The sequence below is a fragment of the Allobosea sp. AK1 genome, from assembly GCF_006714945.1.
Lineage (GTDB): Bacteria > Pseudomonadota > Alphaproteobacteria > Rhizobiales > Beijerinckiaceae > Allobosea > Allobosea robiniae.
The window spans coordinates 4,331,914-4,350,017 of record NZ_VFMG01000001.1; the positions used below are offsets into that span (position 1 = coordinate 4,331,914).

Annotated in this window: 18 protein-coding genes and 1 tRNA gene; 13 read left to right on the forward strand and 6 right to left on the reverse strand. The window is 67.1% G+C overall.

The features are described from left to right. Positions 1-128: 128 nt before the first annotated feature. The 3 genes from FHT98_RS20845 (at position 129) to FHT98_RS20855 (ending at position 2,552) form a co-directional block, all read left to right on the forward strand. Positions 129-620, forward strand: coding sequence for a hypothetical protein (locus FHT98_RS20845; protein ID WP_142115165.1), 492 nt, complete (start codon positions 129-131; stop codon positions 618-620). 124 nt (positions 621-744) lie between these two features. After that, positions 745-1,482, forward strand: a complete 738-nt coding sequence (locus FHT98_RS20850) for a phosphatidylserine decarboxylase (protein WP_282568668.1) — start codon at positions 745-747, stop codon at positions 1,480-1,482. A gap of 233 nt (positions 1,483-1,715) precedes the next feature. Continuing rightward, positions 1,716-2,552: a CDP-alcohol phosphatidyltransferase family protein gene (locus tag FHT98_RS20855; RefSeq protein ID WP_061964250.1), complete on the forward strand. Its 837-nt coding sequence runs from the start codon at positions 1,716-1,718 to the stop codon at positions 2,550-2,552. A 20-nt stretch (positions 2,553-2,572) separates the two neighbouring features. Here FHT98_RS20855 and FHT98_RS20860 read toward each other — a convergent pair whose 3' ends face one another. Next, positions 2,573-2,956 carry a hypothetical protein gene (locus FHT98_RS20860; protein ID WP_142115166.1) on the reverse strand — a complete coding sequence of 128 codons (384 nt, stop codon included), beginning with the start codon at positions 2,954-2,956 and terminating at the stop codon, positions 2,573-2,575. A 303-nt stretch (positions 2,957-3,259) separates the two neighbouring features. On the opposite strand from FHT98_RS20860, the gene FHT98_RS20865 reads away from it, so the two are divergent. From FHT98_RS20865 to FHT98_RS20880, 4 genes are all read left to right on the forward strand, one after another. Next, complete coding sequence (locus FHT98_RS20865) at positions 3,260-3,868, forward strand: Maf-like protein (RefSeq protein WP_061965502.1); 609 nt, start codon at positions 3,260-3,262, stop codon at positions 3,866-3,868. 96 nt (positions 3,869-3,964) lie between these two features. Further along, on the forward strand, positions 3,965-4,786 hold the full coding sequence (locus FHT98_RS20870) for an SDR family NAD(P)-dependent oxidoreductase (protein WP_142115167.1): 822 nt from the start codon (positions 3,965-3,967) through the stop codon (positions 4,784-4,786). After that, on the forward strand, positions 4,779-4,985 hold the full coding sequence (yacG, locus tag FHT98_RS20875) for a DNA gyrase inhibitor YacG (protein ID WP_142115168.1): 207 nt from the start codon (positions 4,779-4,781) through the stop codon (positions 4,983-4,985). The genes FHT98_RS20870 and yacG overlap by 8 nt, the downstream gene beginning before the upstream one ends. A gap of 83 nt (positions 4,986-5,068) precedes the next feature. After that, complete coding sequence (locus FHT98_RS20880; RefSeq protein WP_142115169.1) at positions 5,069-6,349, forward strand: NAD(P)/FAD-dependent oxidoreductase; 1,281 nt, start codon at positions 5,069-5,071, stop codon at positions 6,347-6,349. A gap of 63 nt (positions 6,350-6,412) precedes the next feature. Here the strand turns inward: FHT98_RS20880 and FHT98_RS20885 are convergent. After that, positions 6,413-6,488: transfer RNA gene (locus tag FHT98_RS20885), tRNA-Phe, on the reverse strand. Positions 6,489-6,899: 411 nt separating this feature from the next. After that, positions 6,900-7,106 (reverse strand): hypothetical protein, encoded by a 207-nt coding sequence (locus tag FHT98_RS20890; protein WP_142115170.1) that lies wholly within the window; start codon positions 7,104-7,106, stop codon positions 6,900-6,902. Between the two features lie 158 nt (positions 7,107-7,264). On the opposite strand from FHT98_RS20890, the gene FHT98_RS20895 reads away from it, so the two are divergent. The 3 genes from FHT98_RS20895 (at position 7,265) to FHT98_RS20905 (ending at position 10,062) form a co-directional block, all read left to right on the forward strand. After that, a complete protein-coding gene (locus tag FHT98_RS20895) occupies positions 7,265-8,014 on the forward strand; it encodes a FadR/GntR family transcriptional regulator (RefSeq protein ID WP_142115171.1) in 750 nt (249 codons plus the stop codon). Between the two features lie 8 nt (positions 8,015-8,022). After that, entirely contained in the window at positions 8,023-8,790 is a 768-nt protein-coding gene (locus FHT98_RS20900; protein ID WP_210244433.1) for an SDR family oxidoreductase, read from the forward strand. Between the two features lie 72 nt (positions 8,791-8,862). Then, complete coding sequence (locus FHT98_RS20905; RefSeq protein ID WP_142115173.1) at positions 8,863-10,062, forward strand: mandelate racemase/muconate lactonizing enzyme family protein; 1,200 nt, start codon at positions 8,863-8,865, stop codon at positions 10,060-10,062. A 72-nt stretch (positions 10,063-10,134) separates the two neighbouring features. Here FHT98_RS20905 and FHT98_RS20910 read toward each other — a convergent pair whose 3' ends face one another. Beyond that, positions 10,135-11,469 carry a dicarboxylate/amino acid:cation symporter gene (locus tag FHT98_RS20910; RefSeq protein ID WP_061964231.1) on the reverse strand — a complete coding sequence of 445 codons (1,335 nt, stop codon included), beginning with the start codon at positions 11,467-11,469 and terminating at the stop codon, positions 10,135-10,137. Positions 11,470-11,676: 207 nt separating this feature from the next. On the opposite strand from FHT98_RS20910, the gene FHT98_RS20915 reads away from it, so the two are divergent. Then, positions 11,677-13,497: a sensor histidine kinase gene (locus FHT98_RS20915; RefSeq protein WP_142115174.1), complete on the forward strand. Its 1,821-nt coding sequence runs from the start codon at positions 11,677-11,679 to the stop codon at positions 13,495-13,497. Beyond that, on the forward strand, positions 13,494-14,861 hold the full coding sequence (locus FHT98_RS20920) for a sigma-54-dependent transcriptional regulator (RefSeq protein WP_142115175.1): 1,368 nt from the start codon (positions 13,494-13,496) through the stop codon (positions 14,859-14,861). The genes FHT98_RS20915 and FHT98_RS20920 overlap by 4 nt, the downstream gene beginning before the upstream one ends. Before the next feature lie 174 nt (positions 14,862-15,035). Here FHT98_RS20920 and FHT98_RS20925 read toward each other — a convergent pair whose 3' ends face one another. Both FHT98_RS20925 and FHT98_RS20930 read right to left on the reverse strand, forming a co-directional pair. Continuing rightward, positions 15,036-16,232: a mandelate racemase/muconate lactonizing enzyme family protein gene (locus tag FHT98_RS20925; RefSeq protein WP_248309268.1), complete on the reverse strand. Its 1,197-nt coding sequence runs from the start codon at positions 16,230-16,232 to the stop codon at positions 15,036-15,038. Continuing rightward, positions 16,229-16,987, reverse strand: a complete 759-nt coding sequence (locus FHT98_RS20930; RefSeq protein WP_091855620.1) for a GntR family transcriptional regulator — start codon at positions 16,985-16,987, stop codon at positions 16,229-16,231. The genes FHT98_RS20925 and FHT98_RS20930 overlap by 4 nt, the downstream gene beginning before the upstream one ends. Positions 16,988-17,065: 78 nt before the next feature. On the opposite strand from FHT98_RS20930, the gene FHT98_RS20935 reads away from it, so the two are divergent. Further along, a complete protein-coding gene (locus FHT98_RS20935; RefSeq protein WP_142115176.1) occupies positions 17,066-18,097 on the forward strand; it encodes a succinylglutamate desuccinylase/aspartoacylase family protein in 1,032 nt (343 codons plus the stop codon). Positions 18,098-18,104 lie beyond the last annotated feature (7 nt).

The window sequence follows — 18,104 nt, forward strand, 5'->3', positions numbered from 1 at the left end:
TCTGCCAGAGATTCTCGGGTCTGCGCTTCGTTCCGCCCGAGAATGACGTGCTTGGCCAGTTTGAAACCGCTCGCAAGCGCGGCCCCTTTCCTGCATGCTGCCCCGGCAGGGTGAAGCTGGGGGCTGCCATGTTCGATCCGACCACATTCGTGGGTTTCCACACCTGGCTGAGCCTGGTCGCCATCGTCGCCGGATTCCCGGTGACGGCCGGGCTGCTCCATGGACACACGCGGCCGGGCTGGACGGGAGTCTTCCTCTCCACAGCCTTCGCCACCAGCGCGACCGGCTTCGGCTTTCCGTTCAATGGCGTGTTGCCCTCCCACATTGTCGGGGCGATCCATATCGTGCTGGTCGCGATCGCGGGCTACGCGCTCTATGGGCGGCGGCTGGAAGGCGGCTGGCGCCGCATCTATGCGATCATGGCCGTGCTCTCCTTCTATCTGCTGATCTTCGTGCTGATCGCGCAGCTCTTCGGAAAGGTCCCGGCCCTGCATGCCCTGGCGCCGACGCAATCCGAGCCGCCTTTTGCCATTGCCCAGGGGATCGTCCTCGTCATCTTCGCGCTGCTGACCTGGAAGGTGGCGGTGCGCTTCGTTCAGGTCCCGCACCGGGCGGCTTGACCGGCGCGGCCGCGACATCGCGCGCCGTTCATCGACGCCGGCCGGGGGCTTTCCCTTCGCGGCGGAACCTCCTAAATCAGCGCAACGCTTGCTGCCGGCCCCCGGCGGCGGCCATGCCATTCCCGTGCGCCCGGCGCCGGCAGCCCAACGGAACTCCCTCATGTCCCTCGTCGATTCCGTCCGCAAGGTGATCGTGCCCATCCACAAGGAGGGTTATGTCTTCATCGCGATTGGCCTGGTGGCGACGATCATCCTCGCCAATCTCTGGTCGCCCTTCGGCTGGATCGGCGCGATCGTCACGATCTGGATCTGCTACTTCTTCCGCGATCCCGTCCGGGTCACGCCACAACGCGAAGGACTGGTGATCTCGCCGGCCGACGGCCGCATCAGCCAGATCGCGCAGGCCCTGCCGCCGCCGGAGCTCGAACTGCCGGCCGAGCCGATGACGCGCATTTCGATCTTCATGAACGTCTTCGATTGCCACGTGAACCGGGCACCGGTGCCCGGCCGCATCGCCAAGATCGCCTATACCCCCGGCCTCTTCCTCAATGCCGAGCTCGACAAGGCGAGCGACGACAACGAGCGCAATGCGCTGGCGATCGAGACCACATCCGGTATCGTCGGCGTCGTCCAGATCGCCGGGCTGATCGCCCGTCGCATCGTGCCCTTCGTCAAGGAAGGCGATGTGCTGGGGACCGGCGAGCGCTTCGGCCTGATCCGCTTCGGCTCGCGCGTCGACGTCTACCTGCCGACCCACGTCGTGCCGCTGGTCGGCGAGGGCCAGACCGCGATCGCCGGCGAGACCGTGCTCGCTGACATGAGCGGCAACGAGCTGGTCACGCGCAGCTTCCGCGACATCTGAGGGCGCGACCGAAGGGCAGTGTCATCCCGTGCGCGCTGCGGCTGCGAATGCCGCTGCGCAGATACAGGACCGTCCCCCGAAAAGGGACGCCCCCACCTGAACGCTGCCGGGAAGAACTCACTCTCCTGAGGACGGTCCCGCATCTGCGCAGCGGCACTTCGCGCCGCAGCGCGTGCGGGATGACGCTTGGCTGAGCCTAGCCTGCGCTCCCAAAACCGCGTATTCCGGCTGACATGAGCGACCTGTTTCCTCCCTTCGAGCCCGAGCGCGTCGAGTCCAAGCGCGCCCGCTTCAAGCCGATTCCCTTCCGGCTGCTGGCGCCGAACGTCATCACGCTGCTGGCGCTCTGCCTGGGCCTGACCGCGATGCGCCTCATCGTCGAGGGCAAGCTGGAGACGGCGACGATCTGCATCCTGATCGCAGCGGCGCTGGACGGCATAGACGGTCGCCTGGCGCGCCTGCTCAAGGGCACTTCGCGCTTTGGCGCCGAGCTCGATTCGCTCTCCGATTTCGTCAATTTCGGCGTCGCCACCGGCTATGTCCTGTGGATCTTCGTCCTGCACGACCTGAAATCCTTCGGCTGGATCATCGTGCTGACGCTGGCCTGCGCCATGGCGCTCAGGCTGGCGCGCTTCAACGTGATGATCGACGATCCCGATCGCCCGGACTGGCAGAAGGATTTCTTCGTCGGCATGCCGGCCCCTGCCGGCGCGATCACGGCGATGCTGCCGGTCTATCTGCACATCATCGGTGTGCCCGTGCAGGAATATGGCGCGCTCTTCGTCGGCATCTACATCCTGTTCATCGCCTTCCTGACGATCTCGCGGATTCCCTGCTATGCCGGCAAGACGCTCGGCACGCGTGTGCCACGCACCCAGGTGCTGCCGATCTTCGTCGCGGTCGTGATCGTCGCAGGCCTGCTCTTCGCCTACACCTTCGAGGTCCTGACGGTCGTCGTCGTCGCCTATCTCGCGCTGATTCCGGTCAGCGTGGTGCGTTACCGCAAGCTGGAGCGCGCGCATGCCCTGCCGGCGCCGGTCGCGGAAACCGCCTCCGATAGCCAGGCCTGACCGTCTGAATACAGGTCGGTTTAGCGATGATATCCGCTGAGCCGGGCGGCGTTGGCGCGGGTGCGTCGTGCGAAAGGCTCCAGCGTGCTGTCGGCAACCTTGACCGCCGCCGTGGCCAGATCGAACTGGCCGGGCGGGTGGAGGGCAAGGCCCCACCAGAACGCGGTCGTCGCCTGCATGGCGGCAAGGCTGCTCTCGAACACGGCCGAGGCCTTCTCCATCACGGCCTTGGTGGCCTCGCGCTGACCACGGCTGTCGCCGAAGGCGCCTTTCATCAGCAACGGCATCCGCATGGCGATGGTCAGGCCGGCGTCGGCCTGCATCGACATCAGGCGCGCCGCAAGAACCTGCGCCTCCGCCCCGGTCGCAAGGGCGGAGCCCGTCGATTTGCGCGATCTCGGCATGGTTAGGACTCCGGTAAGCCGACGAAACCAGGAGACGTAACGCCGAGGGGAAGGGAGTCTGCCGTCAAAGGCCCGGCTTGGCAATGCCTAGTATACCAGAGCCGTCGACCGTGACCGCATGGAACCGGAGTGCTCCGTCCGAAACCCGGAAGGCGATGTTCCGGCCGATACCGTCGTGGATGGATTTATCGCCCTGCCGAAATGCTCTAAGGCTTGATCCGCGCCGAAACCCTGCGGCCCGGATTCCTGTCGAGCAGCCTGTTGAGCCTTTTCTCTACTCCCAAACATTCCGGCTGGCGGCCGATGCTGGTTCTCGCGTCGGCGTCGCCACGCCGCCTCGCGCTGCTGGAACAGGCCGGGCTGAAGCCGGATGCGCTGCTCCCCGCCGATCTCGACGAGACCCCGCTGAAGGGCGAGCGCCCGCGCGATCTCGCCCGCCGGCTGGCGCGCGAGAAGGCGCAGGCCGCACGCGAGGGCGCGAAGGCCCGCGCCGATCTCGAAGGCTGCTATATCCTCGCTGCCGACACGGTCGTGGCGGTCGGGCGGCGCATCCTGCCCAAGGCCGAGATCGTCGACGAGGCGGCGGCCTGCCTGCGCCTGCTCTCCGGGCGGGCGCATCGCGTCTATACCGGCGTCGCGCTGGTGACGCCTTCGGGCACGGTCCGGGATCGCATCGTCGAGACGCGGCTGCGCTTCAAGCGGCTCTCCAGCGAGGATATCGAGACCTACCTCGCCTCCGGCGAATGGCGCGGCAAGGCCGGCGGCTATGCCGTGCAGGGCATCGCCGGCTCCTTCGTTGTCAAGCTCGTCGGCTCCTATACCGGCGTCGTCGGGCTGCCGCTCTACGAGACGGTCAATCTCCTCGGTGGCGAGGGCTTCCCCATCCGCTTCGGCTGGATGAACGCAGCCTGATACGGCGCCGATGCGGGTTGCCTGATCGCTTTTCACGACCGATCCTGCGGCCGGGAAACGCGACGCGCTGAACGCGCCGACAAGGGGGAAGCGGAGATGACGGGACGTCTGAGCGGCAAGGTCGCGATCGTGGCCGGGGCGGGTTCGATCGGGCCGGGCTGGGGCAACGGCAAGGCGACGGCGACGATCTTCGCCCGTGAGGGCGCGAAGGTCGTCTGCGCCGATATCAACCGCGACGCGGCCGAGGAGACGGCCGGCATCATCCGCAACGAGGGCGGCGAGGCATTCGCCATGCAGGCGGACGTGACCAAAGCCGAGCAGGTCGCCGATCTCGTCGCCCATGCGCTCGGCCGCTATGGCCGCATCGACATCCTCGACAACAATGTCGGCATCGCCGAGGTCGGCAGCGTGGTCGATCTCGCGGAGGAGGTCTGGGAGCGCGTCTTCAGGGTGAACCTCACCGGCCCGTTCCTGGCGATGAAGCACGTCATCCCGGTGATGCAGCGCCAGTTCGAGGAGACGGGCGAGGGCGGTTCGATCATCAACATCTCGTCGATCGCCTCGATCCGCCACACTGGCGTCCCTTATGCCAGCTATTCCGCGACCAAGGCGGCGCTGAACCAGCTCACCCGCACGACGGCGGCGCAATACGCTCCGCAGAAGATTCGCGTGAACGCGATCCTGCCCGGCCTGATGAAGACGCCGATGGTCGAGCATTCCGCCGGCCTTGCCGCCGTCTACGGCAAGGGCGATGTCGATGCGATGTGGGCCGCCCGCGCCGCGCAGGTCCCGATGGGGCACATGGGCGAGGCCTGGGACGTGGCCAATGCCGCGCTCTTCCTCGCCAGCGACGAGGCGCGCTACGTCACCGGCATAGAGCTCGTCGTCGATGGAGGAATCACGCTCAAATATGACTGACACCGAAAACGCCCCGCCGGCCGCGAAGCCCTGTCCGATCTGCGGCAAGCCGGCGGTCGCACGCTTCAAGCCGTTCTGTTCGGCGCGCTGCGCCGATATCGATCTCGGCCGCTGGCTCAAGGGCAGCTATGTGATCCCCGGCGAGCCGGTCGACGAGGCGGAAGAGGGCGCGCCGCCGCAGCGCGAGCGCGAGGACTGAGTTCTCCCGCCGCGCCTCATGGGTGTCGCCATCCTGCGCCACGATGGTAGCCTTACCCATCTGGCTCCGGAGTGGTTCGACAGATGAGCAGCGGCCCTGAACCTCACATCGTTATTGTCGGCGCCGGTTTCGGCGGGCTGGAAGCGGCGCGCAACCTCGCGGACGGGCCGGTCAGGATCACGCTGATCGACCAGCGCAACCATCATCTGTTCCAGCCGCTGCTCTATCAGGTCGCGACCGCTTCGCTGCCGACCTCGGAGATCGCCTGGCCGATCCGCTTCCTGCTGCGCGGCCACAAGAACGTCACGACCTTGCTCGGCACGGTCATGGGCGTCGACAAAGACAACAAGCAAGTGCTGCTGGAGGGCGAGCCGCCGATCGCCTTCGATACGCTGATCCTCGCGACCGGCGCGCGCCATTCCTATTTCGGCCATGACGAATGGGAGCCCTATGCGCCGGGCGTGAAGACGCTGGAGGATGCGACGCGCATCCGGCGGCGCATCCTCTCGGCCTTCGAGCAGGCGGAATGGGAAACGGCCCCGGAGCGGAGGGCGGAATGGCTGACCTTCGTGATCATCGGGGCGGGACCGACTGGCGTCGAACTCGCCGGAACCATCGCCGAGCTGGCGCATGACACATTGCGCGGTGATTTCCGCAATTTCGACACGCGCAGCGCCCGTGTGATTCTGGTCGAAGCCGGTCCGCGCATCCTGGCAGGTTTTACGGAAGATCTTTCCGCCTATGCCGAACGGGCGCTGAACGGCCTCGGGGTCGAGGTCAGGCTCGGCCAGCCGGTCTCCGAATGCCGCGCTGACGGCATCATGCTCGACGGGGCGTTTCTACCGGCCCGGACCATTCTCTGGGCTGCCGGCGTCGCAGCCTCGCCGGCGGCGGAATGGCTGGGAGCGGCGGCCGATCGGGCGGGCCGAGTCCGTGTCGAGCCCGATCTCTCGGCTCCCGGTGAGCCCGACATCTTCGTGATCGGCGATACCGCCTTCGTTGCGGGCGCCGACGGCAAGCCCGTGCCCGGCATCGCTCCGGCCGCCAAGCAGCAGGGGCGTTATGTCGCTGGCCTGATCAAGGCGCGGCTGCGGGGCAAGCCGGCTCCGCCTCCCTTCGGCTACAGGAACGCGGGCAATCTCGCAACGATCGGCAAGCGGGCGGCCATCGTCGATTTCGGCTGGATCAAGCTGCGCGGGCGCCTGGCCTGGTGGATCTGGGGCATCGCCCACATCTTCTTCCTGATCGGCCTGCGCAACCGGCTCGCCGTCGCGCTCAACTGGCTGTGGATCTATGTCAGCGGACACCGCAGCGCCCGACTCATCACGCAGCGCGAGCCAGGGGGCAGCCAAGACGCGCGGTGACGCGTCACGCGAACTGTTTCAAGCCGCCGATGTCTTTGTGGAGCCGACCGCATAGCGGAAGAATGGTGCCCAGGGACGGAGTCGAACCGCCGACACTGCGATTTTCAGTCGCATGCTCTACCAACTGAGCTACCTGGGCGAACCGGGAGCGGCGCGGGGCCGTCCGTGTTGGTGGGGGCGATATAGAGGCAGGCGCCCGGCCTGTCCAGTCACTTCAGCCGGCTTTCTTCACCGCGGCCGCCAACGGGCTTCCGGCCTGTGGATCGGATAGATGCAATCCGGTGCCGCCTGGCGGCGGATGCGATCCAGGAAGGCGCCGCTGCTTCCGGGATCGGCTGCGGCCGAGCACCGTGGCGAGGCCATCGATGGCGGCAGACGCCGCGCGCGGGCCTGCCCGATTCTCCGGTCGCGTCATGGCCCCATGACGCGACCGGGTGAAGCCGAAGACATGGCTCATGACCTGGAACGAAGCTTCGTCTAGCTCGCGGGATTCGCGCTTCTGGCGGTGGTGTTCGGCACAGGGATGGCCCCGGCGACCGTGAGCGACCGGTCAGTCTTCCGAATTCTGGGCGATCGGCGTTTCGGCGGGGCGGAAATGCTTGCCGTTGATGACGCGGACCAGGGTCCGCACGAGGGCGCTGACGACGATGACCAGCGGCAACGCGATCACGGCGTTGCCCTCCAGCGCCAGCCAGATCGCGAGGCCGCAGCTCACGACGATCCCGAGGACGAGCAGGGGCTTCATCTGGATGAGCATGGTCCCAATGCGGGAATCGGGCAAGTTTTGCCCGCAAACGAGGTTCATCGCCGGCTTCGATCGATAAGCCGACATGACGTTCGGAACCTGCGAAACGCAGAAGTCTGGTTGTCAGACAACTGATAACATGACAATGCTGCGCTCAGCAGGAAACCGCCATGCAGCTGTCGTCCATCGGATCCAGGCCCAATCTCGCGAGCGATGCCGCCACCGCGCTGGCGACGTCGATCCGCTCGGGCGCCTTGCAGCCCGGCGCGCGTTTGCCTTCCGAGACCGAGCTCGCCCGCCAGCTCGGCGTCAGCCGGCCGGTGGTGCGCGAGGCCATCGCCTATCTGAAGGCCGACGGTATCGTTGAAAGCCGGCGCGGGCTCGGGCTCTTCGTCAACCAGCAGGATTCCCTGCGCCTGCGGCGCGCGGAGATCGCGGCCTCCGAGCAGTCGATCCTGCAATTCCTGGAGTTCCGCCTCGGGCTGGAAGTGGAGGCGGCGCAATTGGCCTCGCTGCGCCATACGCCTGAGAATCTTGAGCATATGGGCGCCGCCGAGGCCGCGCTGAATGCTGCCGACGATGCGGGGGAGGACAGCTCCGCCCATGACCTGGCGCTCCATCTCGCCATTGCCACGGCCGCGCATAACCCACTCTTCCTGACCGTGCTCCAGTTCGTCTCGAGCCCGCTGCTGAACTCGATCCGCAGCATGCGCGACAAGGATCGCGGCGAGGAGGCCAACATCGCGATCCGCCGCGCCGATCATGCTGCGATCCTCGACCGCATCCGCGCCAGGGACCCGGCCGGGGCCGGCGAGGCGATGCGCAAGCATATCGGCGAATCCTATCGCCGTTACGCAGCCCAGCTCGCCGCGGGCGGCCCGATGCCGGCCCACCCGGCGCTCCAGACCAAAGCGAAATAGGACCTTCCATCGTGACCTCACCTTTCGATCTCTCGGGGCGCACCGCGCTCGTGACCGGTTCCTCGCGCGGGCTCGGCCGTGCCATGGCCGAAGGGCTCGCGGCAGCCGGCGCGAGCATCATCCTCAACGGTGCCGATGCTGGTCGTCTGGCGGAGGCGGTGGCGGCGATGAACGCGGCCGGGCACAAGGCCCGCGGCTTGAATTTCGACGTCACCGACGAGCAGGCGGTCGTGGCCGCCTTCGCCGCGCTCGATGCCGAGGGCATTGCGGTCGACATCCTCGTCAACAATGCCGGCATCCAGTTCCGCAAGCCGATGCTGGAGCTGGAGACGGCAGACTGGCGCCGCGTGCTCGACACCAATCTGACCAGCGCCTTCATCGTTGGCCGCGAGGCCGCCCGCCGGATGGCGAAGCGCGGCCATGGCAAGGTCATCAATATCGGCTCGCTGACCAGCGAGCTCGCCCGCGCCACGGTCGCGCCCTACACGGTGGCGAAGGGCGGCATCAAGATGCTGACCAAGGCCATGGCGGCCGAATGGGGCGAGCTCGGCATCCAGGCGAATGCGATCGGCCCCGGCTACATGCTCACCGACATGAACCAGGCGCTGATCGACAACCCGACCTTCGACGCCTGGGTGAAGGGGCGCACCCCGGCGCGCCGCTGGGGCCGCCCGGACGAGCTCGCCGGCACCTGCGTCTACCTGGCCTCCTCGGCCGCCGATTATGTCAGCGGCCAGATCATCTATGTCGACGGCGGCATGATCTCGGTGCTGTGAGCCTCCAATAGCCAACAAGCGGCGAGGGGCCTTGGCGCCCGCTCCCGAAAAGATCCAACAGGACGGAACGCCATGAAGATCACCGCCATCGAAACCCTGTGCGCCGAGGAATTCGGCAATGTGCTCTGGGTCCGCGTGCACACCGATTCGGGCCATGTCGGCCTGGGCGAGACCTTCTACGGTGCCCGCTCGGTCGAGGCGCATATCCACGACACGCTGGCCGGGCGCCTGCTCGGCAAGAACCCGCTGCATATCGAGGCGTTGCATCGCGAGATGACCAACCTGCCGATGGCGCAGTCCTCGACCGGTGCGGAATCCCGTGCGACCTCGGCGATCGACATCGCGCTCTGGGACCATTTCGGCAAAGTCTGCGGCCAGCCGGTGCATCAGATGCTCGGCGGGCTCTGCCGCGACAAGCAGCGCATCTACAACACCTGCGCCGGCACCCGCTATGTCCGCTCCAGCAACATCAAGCCGGTCTCGAACTGGAGCCTGGGCGACGAGGCCAGCCCCTATGAGGATCTCGACGGCTTCATGAACCGCGCCGATGTCCTTGCCGAAAGCCTGCTGGAGCAAGGCATCACGGCGATGAAGATCTGGCCCTTCGATCCCGCCGCGATCGAGAACCACGGCCTCCACATCACGGCCGAGCAGATGAAGAAGGCGGTCGAGCCCTTTGAAAAGATTCGCAAGGCCGTCGGCGACAAGATGGAGATCATGGTCGAGTTCCACTCGCTCTGGAACCTGCCGACCGCCAAGCAGATCGCCCGCGTGCTCGAGCCCTACAAGCCGACCTGGTACGAGGACCCGATCCGGATGAATTCGCCGCAGGCGCTGGCCGAATATGCCCGCTCGACCGATGTCTGGGTCTGCGCCAGCGAGACCCTGGGTTCGCGCTGGCCCTACAAGGACATGCTGGAGCGCGACGCCGCCCATGTCGTGATGGTCGACCTGTGCTGGACCGGCGGCCTGACCGAGGGTCGCAAGATCGCGGCGCTGGCCGAGACCTGGCACCGCCCCTTCGCGCCGCATGACTGCATCGGTCCGGTCGGCTTCGTCGCGGCGGTCCACACCTCCTTCAGCCAGCCGAACACGCTGATCCAGGAATCGGTGCGCGCCTTCTATCGCGGCTGGTATCTGGAGCTGGTCACCGAGATGCCGCGCATCGAGAACGGTTATGTCTACCCGACGGAAGCGCCCGGCCTCGGCGTCGACCTGCTGCCGGCCGTCTACGAGCGCTCCGATCTGACCGTGCGCCGCTCGACGCTCTGAGACGACAGCGTTCGGAAACAAAAAAGCCGCCGCCGGGATGCCGGCGGCGGCTTTCGCTTTGTGAAGCCCGGCTTACTCGGCCGGAGCCATCAGCGGCTCGTCGAGGAAATCGGGCAGCTTGCCGGCAAGCGCCGCCTTCAGGCGGTTCTCGTCGAGTTCGCCTTCCCAGCGTGCCACCACGACCGTGGCGACGGCATTGCCGATGAAGTTGGTCACCGCGCGGCATTCCGACATGAAGCGGTCGATGCCGAGGATCAGCGCCATGCCGGCGACCGGCACGGCCGGAACGACGGAGAGCGTCGCCGCAAGCGTGATGAAGCCGGCGCCGGTGATGCCGGCCGCGCCCTTCGAGGAGAGCATCGCGACGAGCAGCAGCAGGATCTGGTCGCCGAGCGGCAGATGGATGTCCATGGCCTGGGCGATGAACAGCGCCGCCAGCGTCATGTAGATATTGGTGCCGTCGAGATTGAAGGAATAGCCGGTCGGGATGACCAGGCCGACGACCGAGCGCTTGCAGCCGGCCGCTTCCATCTTTTCCATCAGGCTCGGCAGGGCCGCTTCCGAGGAAGAGGTGCCGACGACGAGGAGAATCTCGTCCTTGATGTAGCGGATCAGCGCCAGGATCGAGAAGCCGTTATAGCGCGCGACGATGCCGAGCACGCCGAGCACGAAGACCGCCGCCGTGATGTAGAAGGTCAGGATCAGGAAGGCGAGATTGGCGACCGAGCCGATGCCGTAGCGGCCGATGGTGAAGGCCATCGCGCCGAAGGCGCCGATCGGGGCGGCCTTCATCAGGATCGCCACCAGCTTGAAGATCGGCGTCGAGAGCGCCTGCAGGAAGTCGAGCACGGGCTTGCCGCGCTCGCCGACCATTGCCAGGGCCAGACCGAACAGCACCGAGAAGAACAGCACCTGCAGGATGTCGCCCGAGGCGAAGGCGCCGACGATCGTGTCCGGGATGATGTTTTGCAGGAAGCCGACGACGCTCGCGTCATGCGCCTTGGCGGCATAGCCCTGGACGGCCTTGGCATCGAGGCTGGCCGGGCTGATATGCAGGCCGGCGCCGGGCTGGACCACGTTGCCGATGATCAGGCCGACGATCAGCGCCAGCGTCGAGAAGCAGAGGAAATAGATCATCGCCTTGCCGGCGACGCGCCCGACCTTCTTCATGTCGGTCATCCCGGCGATGCCGGTCGAGACCGTCAGGAAGATCACCGGCGCGATGATCATCTTCACCAGCTTGATGAAGGAGTCGCCGAGCGGCTTCATCGCCGTGCCCTGGTCCGGCCAGAAATGGCCGAGCAGGATGCCCGCCGCGATGGCGAACAGCACCTGCACATAGAGATGCTGATAGAATTTTCTGGGATGCGCCGGATGAGCGGGCGCGATGTCGATCGGGGTCGCCATGTTCTGCTCCTTGGGTCGGCGGTCGTCTTGGTTTTGTTCGAAACCGCTGCCCCTCTTTCGCAACCCGCGTGCCAACCAGACCGTTTTCCGGAAATCCAAATAAACCAATGAGTTGCGGTTCATTTCGGAATCGTTTTGCGAGCGTTGCGGGCGGAATTCCGCACCCCGCCTCTTGATTTGTGCGGGATTCCGCACAACGACAGATGGATGAGCCGTTCCGGGCGCGATCCGTGGAAGAGTGCTGCGACGCTGCGCTGGCTGGTCTTCGGGCTGGTCGTCGCGGGGCTCGCGGTCGCCTCGCTTTTCACCGCCGGTGAGATCGGCCGCAGCCGCGCCATCGCCGCGACGGAGAGCCGGGCGACGGATGGCGGCACGCTGGCGCTTGCGATCCTGCGTGGCGAGCTGGAGAAGCAGCGCGCCCTGCCGGTGATCCTCGCCCGCGACCCCGATGTGCGGCAGGCCCTGACCGGCGGCAGCCGCCATGGGCTCGACCTCAAGCTGGAGGCGATCGCGAAGGAGGCCCGGGCAGCGGTGATCTATCTGCTCGGCCCGGACGGTGTCGCGATCGCGGCCAGCAACTGGAACGAGCCGACGAGCTTCGTCGGCAACGACTACAGCTTTCGCGACTATTTCAGGGGCGCGGTCGCGAATGGAGCGGCCGAGCAGTTCGCGCTCGGCACCGTCAGTCAGCGCCCCGGCCTCTATGTCACCCGGCGGATCGAGGAGGGCGGCCGCAGCCTGGGCGTCATCGTCGTCAAGGCCGAGTTCGACCGCGTCGAGGCCGATTGGCGCGCGCTCGGCGGCCAGACCTATGTCGTCGACAAGCGCGGCGTCGTGCTGCTCTCGACGGTCGAGGACTGGCGTTTCGGGGTCGAAGCGCCACTCGATCCGGCGACCGCGGCGGCGATCCGGGACTCGCTTCAGTTCGGCACCGCGCCGCTGACCTTGCTGCCCCTGCAGGAGCGCGGCGATCTCGTTCAGGGCGCCGGTGCCTTCGCCGGCCGCTATGTCCGTATGCGCCAGCCCGTCGCGACGACGGATTGGCTGCTCGAGGTGCTCCAGCCCGTCGATGCGGCGATCACTGCCGGGCGGGCGCAATCGCAGGCGCTGGTCGCGCTCCTGCTGATGCCGGGGGCGGCGCTTGCCGGTTTCGCTCTCTATCGCCGCCAGCGCAACCTCGCTCGGCAGGAGGCCGACGCCCGCTCCAAGGCCGAGCTGGAGGACCGCGTCGCCGAACGCACGGCCGAGCTCGCCGGTGCGAACGAGCGCCTCATGGCCGAGATGGCGAAGCGCACCCGCGCACAGGAGCGCCTCTCCAATCTCCGCGAGGAACTGGCCAAGGCCAACCGCCTCGCGACGCTCGGCCAGATCACCGCCGGCGTCGCCCATGAGGTCAACCAGCCGCTCGCGGCCTTGCGCACCTACGCCGAGAACGCCCGCGCCTTCCTCAAGCGCGCGGAGCCTGCGGATGCCGACGGAGCGCTGGTCCGCATCGTCTCGCTGACGGACCGGATCGGCGCGATCACCGAGGCTTTGCGCGGCTTCGCTCGCCGCAGCAAGGAGCCGCTCGCCCCGGTCCCGATCGGCACGATCATCGACGGCGCCCTGACCCTGCTCGAAGGCCCCTTGCGCCAGGCCGGCGTGACGCCGCTCGTCACCGTTCCGCCAGAACCGGTCCATGTCATCGCCCGCGCGATCGAGCTGGAGCAGGTCTTCGTCAACCTGTTGCGCAATGCCATCGAGGCGCTGATGGAAGGCGGGCAGGGCGGCGAGCCTGCGCTCGCCCTCACCGTCACGCCGAAGGACGAGCGGGTCGAGATCGCGATCACGGATCGCGGCCCCGGCCTGTCGGAGCAGGCGCTGGCGCAGCTCTTCGTCCCGTTCAGCACGTCGAAGCCCAAGGGGCTCGGTCTCGGGCTGGTGATCTCGCAGGACATGATCGTTTCCTTCGGCGGCACCTTGACCGCGACGAGCGCCCCCGGCGCTGGCGCCAGCTTCGTCATCACTCTCGAAAGGGCGGCGGCATGAGCGATTCTGCAGGCTCCATCGCAGCGATCGAGGTCTCCTTCGTCGATGACGATCCCGACCTGCGCGACGCCAATGTTCAGGCTTTGCGCCTCGCCGGCTTCCGGGCGGTGGCGCTGGCGTCCGGGGAGGACGCGCTGGCGCGGATCGGGCCGGACTATGCCGGCATCGTCGTCACCGATATCCGCATGCCCGGCATGGACGGGATCGAACTGTTCCGGCGGCTGCGGGCGCTCGATCCCGACATCCCGGTGATCATGATCTCCGGCCATGCCGATATCGCCACCGCCGTCGGCGCGATGAGCGAGGGCGCTTACGACTTCATCGCCAAGCCCTATGCCGGCGAGCGCCTTGTCGAAACGCTCCGGCGCGCGGCCGAGAAGCGCGTGCTCGTCCTTGAAAACCGGCGCCTGCGGGCGATGGCCGAGCAGGGCGAGGAGGAGACCGCGTTGATCGGCGAGACCGCCGCGATCACGCGCCTGCGTCAGACCATCCGCGAGCTTGCCGATGTCGATGTCGACGTGCTCGTGCTCGGCGAGACCGGGACCGGCAAGGAGGTCGTCGCCAGCCTGCTGCACCGGCTCGGCCGCCGCCGCGACAAGCCTTTCGTCGCGCTGAATTGCGGCGCGCTGCCCGACAGCGTCATCGAAAGCGAATTGTTCGGCTACGAGCCCGGCGCCTTCACCGGCGCGCAGAAAAAGCGGATCGGTCGCATCGAGCATTCCAGCGGCGGCACGCTCTTCCTCGACGAACTGGAGAGCATGCCGCCTTCGGCACAGGTCAAGCTGCTGCGCGTGCTGGAGATGCGCGAGATCGCGCCGCTCGGTTCGAACGATCTGCGCCGCGTCGATCTCAGGGTCGTGGCCGCGACAAAGGCCGATCTCGGCGACCACGCCCAGCGTCGCGATTTTCGCGAAGACCTCTACTACCGCCTGAACGTGGTGACGCTACGCATTCCGCCGCTACGCGAGCGCCGCCGCGACATTCCGCTGCTCTTCACGCGCTTTCTCGCCCGCGCGGCGGAAAAGTATCGCCGGCCGGTGCCGACGCTGGATCGTGCCGTCGAGCGCCATCTGGTCGAGAACGATTGGCCCGGCAATGTCCGCGAGCTCGTCCATTTCGCCGAGCGTGTCGCGCTTGGCCTCTCCAGCGATCTGCCGGCGCAATCAGCCCGCCCTGACGCTCCAGTCGCGAGCTTGCCGGATCGCCTCAATGCGATCGAGGCGAACCTGATCCGCGAGGCGCTGGAGGCCAATCGCGGCGATGTCCGCGCGACGCTGGAGATGCTCGGCATCCCCCGCAAGACTTTCTATGACAAGCTCGCGCGGCACGGCATCGATCGGGCGGCTTACGCGATAACGGAGTGAATTGGTCGCAATAACCTGCCGACTATTCTCGGAAACACGCGGGTCATCCCGGGCTTGACCCGGGATCCATTCCGGAACGCTTCCGATTGAGGTTCAGGCATGGATCCCGGATCTTCGCTTCGCTGCGTCCGGGATGACTCGCGCCTTCTTACAAGACGGCCAGTTCTCGGGACGTCAGGCGAACAGCGCCTGCGGGTCGGGCGTATACCGCCCGAGCTTGTCGCGATCGATCGTGACGCCGAGCCCCGGCAGGTCGGGAATCGTCAGCCAGCCTTCGGCATCGAGCGCGAAGGGCTTCGCCAGGATGCCGTCGACATAGGGGCTGCCGCCGATGAACTCGACGAGATCGGCATCGGGGAAGGCGCAGGACATCTGCAGGTCGGCGGCGAGGCCGAGCGCCGTGTTCCAGCCATGGCCGACATATTTGATGCCGAGATCATAGGCCATCCAGGCGATGCGGCGCTGCTCGGAGATGCCGCCGACCTTGGTGACGTCGGGCTGGACGACGTCGAGCGCGCCGGTCGTCAGCCAGGGAATGAAGTTCTGGCGCCGGGTCAGGACCTCGCAGCCGGCGATCGGCACGGGCGAGGAGCGGCGCAATTCGCGATAATCGTCGATCGCGTCGGGCCGGACCGGCTCCTCGAACCAGCCGACCTCGTAATCCGCCAACATCTCGGCTGTGCGCTTGGCCCATTTCAGCCCATGCGGCCAAAGCGCGTCGCTGGCGCCGGCATCGACGAAGAGCTTCGAGCGCTCGCCCGCCGCCTCGCGCGCAGCCCGGACGATCGCCTCGTCGAGCTTGACGTCGAGCGCCCGGCCGAACGGCCCCCAGCCGATCTTGAAGGCGCTGAAACCCTTGTCGCGATAGCTGGCGACGACATCCTTCATCGCCGCCGGCTCTTCCATCAGCAGCGAGCAATAGGGCTGCACGCGCTCGCGGTAGCGCCCGCCGAGCAGGCGCCCGACGCTGAGCCCCGTCGCCTGGCCGAGGATGTCCCACATCGCGATGTCGATGCCGCTGATCGTATGGGTCAGCGTGCCGCCGCGCCCCATCCAGAAGGTGTTCTGGTGCAGCTTCTCGCTGACGAAATCGGGCGAGAGCGCATCGGCGCCGAGGAAGAGCGGCTCCAGCACCTTCAGGCCTGCCTGAACGAGCCGGCCATCGGTGAAGACGCTGCCATAGCCGATCAGGCCCTGGTCGGTATGCACCGCGATCAGCGCATGGATCGAATCCTCCGGCCGGATCTCCGCCGACCAGCCGCCCTTCGGGCTCTCGCCGAAGAGGGGAGCAGCCTCGATCCGGGTGATGCGGAAGGGCGGGAGCCCGGCTGCCCGGCCTGCTGCGCGCGTCTGGATCGGCTGGTCGTTCACGGCATATCCCTTTCCCTGCGGCGCTTGGCGACGATGGTCTCGTAATCCATCGCGTGGTTCATGACGGTGATGTGCTCGTCGAGCGTGCGGGTGATCACCGCGATATCGCCGGCCTCGAAGGCGGCGAGCAGGTCGACATGTTCCTCGACCACGCCCGCCATCGGCTTGCCGAAGGTGGCGAGGCCGAAGATGATCGTGCATTGCGGGGCAAGCGTCTCCCACAGGTCGAAGGTGACGCTGTTGCCGCCGAGCCGGCAGAGCGCACGGTGGAAGTTGGTATCGGCGACCGCGACGCCATAGGCGCTGCCGCGCGCTGCCATCAATTCCATCTCGGCGACGGCGCGGCGCAACTCGTCAAGGTGATGGCCGCGGTTGCGACCGGCCGCGACGGCGCGCACCACCGCGCTGGCTTCAAGCGCAATGCGCGCCTCGATCAGGTCCGAGACGCGCTCGTTCGTCACCGGGCGGAGCCGAATGCCCTTGTAGGGCTCGCTGATCACGACGCCCTGGCTCTCGAGCAGGCGCAAAGCCTCGCGCACAGGCACGCGGCTGACCCCGAGCTTGCGGGCGAGATCGACCTCGACGATCCGGTCGCCCGGCAGGATCAGTCCTGCGGCCGCCCCGGCGATGATCGCCTCGATCGCATGGTCCACGAGCGTCTGCGGCTGCAGCGGCTGCCAATCGGGGGCGGCGCTTTTCGCTCGCTCCGGTGTCGCTGTTTCGGCTGCCCGCACTTGTCCGCCCGTATCCGTCATCCGGCTCTCTGCCTCTCGCTTGACAGGTCGTATGATCGTATACAATCATACGAAACGCAAGAGCGAGAGGGGTTCGCCATGGCGTCCGAAAGCCGGGTTCGTTGCGAGATTGATTTCGAGGTATCCGGGCGGCAGGCCGGTTATCTGCGGGCGCCCCTGTCGCGCAATACCTCCGGCTGGGGCGTCGTCGAAATCCCCGTGATCAGCGTGAAGAACGGCTCCGGCCCGACGATCCTGCTCACCGGTGGCGTCCATGGCGACGAGTACGAGGGTCAGATCGCTGTCTCGCGCCTCGCCCGCAGCCTCGATCCGGCGAAGGTGCAGGGGCGGGTCATCATGATCCCGGCGCTCAACATGCCTGCCGTCCTGAACGATACGCGCCTCTCGCCGGTCGACAACCGCGACATGAACCGCTGCTTCCCCGGCAATCCGCGCGGTACCTTCTCCGAGATGCTGGCGCATTTCGTCGATACCGTCGTGCTGCCGCTGGTCGATATCTCCGTCGATCTCCACACCGCCGGCCATTCCGGCGATTCAGCTCTCTCGACCAACATGCACTACGTTGCCGACGCTGCCCTGCGCGAGCGCACGATGGCGGCAGCCGCCGCTTTTGGGGCGCCCTACAACGTTGTGTTCTGGGGCGTCGACGAAGGCGCGACCCTGACCTCATCGGTCGAGCGGCGCGGCATCCTCTCGCTCGGCACCGAGCTCGGCGGCTGGGGCCGGGTCAATGTCGAGGGCGTGCGCATCGCCGACCGGGCGCTGACCAACATCCTCAAGCATTTCGGTCTGATGGACGGCAAGCCCGACACGACGCAGCGCGACGGCTCGCCCGGCACCCGCCACATGATGGTGCGCGATGCCGCCGGCTATTCCTTCGCGCCGGCCGGCGGTTTGTTCGAACCGCGCAATGTCGTCGGCGATCTCTGCCGCGCCGGCGATCTCGCGGGCTACCTGCATTTCGTCGAGGACATCGACCGCGACCCGCTGGAGGTGCGCTATCGCCGCGACGGCGTGCTCTGGATGTCCGCCGGTCCGGGCCGTGTCCAGCGTGGCGACGCCGTTGCCGTGCTGATGGAGGACTACGACGCGGCGCGCGCCGCCGCCTGACCAAGCT

What these genes read in the sequence shown, in the direction of transcription:
- FHT98_RS20895 (WP_142115171.1), top strand. Translation starts at nt 7,265, where the DNA reads ATGCAGCTGTCGTCCATCGGATCCAGGCCCAATCTCGCGAGCGATGCC.
- FHT98_RS20880 (WP_142115169.1), top strand. Translation starts at nt 5,069, where the DNA reads ATGAGCAGCGGCCCTGAACCTCACATCGTTATTGTCGGCGCCGGTTTC.
- FHT98_RS20855 (WP_061964250.1), top strand. Translation starts at nt 1,716, where the DNA reads ATGAGCGACCTGTTTCCTCCCTTCGAGCCCGAGCGCGTCGAGTCCAAG.
- FHT98_RS20865 (WP_061965502.1), top strand. Translation starts at nt 3,260, where the DNA reads ATGCTGGTTCTCGCGTCGGCGTCGCCACGCCGCCTCGCGCTGCTGGAA.
- FHT98_RS20890 (WP_142115170.1), bottom strand. Translation starts at nt 7,106, where the DNA reads ATGCTCATCCAGATGAAGCCCCTGCTCGTCCTCGGGATCGTCGTGAGC.
- FHT98_RS20905 (WP_142115173.1), top strand. Translation starts at nt 8,863, where the DNA reads ATGAAGATCACCGCCATCGAAACCCTGTGCGCCGAGGAATTCGGCAAT.
- FHT98_RS20935 (WP_142115176.1), top strand. Translation starts at nt 17,066, where the DNA reads ATGGCGTCCGAAAGCCGGGTTCGTTGCGAGATTGATTTCGAGGTATCC.
- FHT98_RS20860 (WP_142115166.1), bottom strand. Translation starts at nt 2,956, where the DNA reads ATGCCGAGATCGCGCAAATCGACGGGCTCCGCCCTTGCGACCGGGGCG.
- FHT98_RS20910 (WP_061964231.1), bottom strand. Translation starts at nt 11,469, where the DNA reads ATGGCGACCCCGATCGACATCGCGCCCGCTCATCCGGCGCATCCCAGA.
- yacG (WP_142115168.1), top strand. Translation starts at nt 4,779, where the DNA reads ATGACTGACACCGAAAACGCCCCGCCGGCCGCGAAGCCCTGTCCGATC.
- FHT98_RS20930 (WP_091855620.1), bottom strand. Translation starts at nt 16,987, where the DNA reads ATGACGGATACGGGCGGACAAGTGCGGGCAGCCGAAACAGCGACACCG.
- FHT98_RS20845 (WP_142115165.1), top strand. Translation starts at nt 129, where the DNA reads ATGTTCGATCCGACCACATTCGTGGGTTTCCACACCTGGCTGAGCCTG.
- FHT98_RS20870 (WP_142115167.1), top strand. Translation starts at nt 3,965, where the DNA reads ATGACGGGACGTCTGAGCGGCAAGGTCGCGATCGTGGCCGGGGCGGGT.
- FHT98_RS20915 (WP_142115174.1), top strand. Translation starts at nt 11,677, where the DNA reads ATGAGCCGTTCCGGGCGCGATCCGTGGAAGAGTGCTGCGACGCTGCGC.
- FHT98_RS20920 (WP_142115175.1), top strand. Translation starts at nt 13,494, where the DNA reads ATGAGCGATTCTGCAGGCTCCATCGCAGCGATCGAGGTCTCCTTCGTC.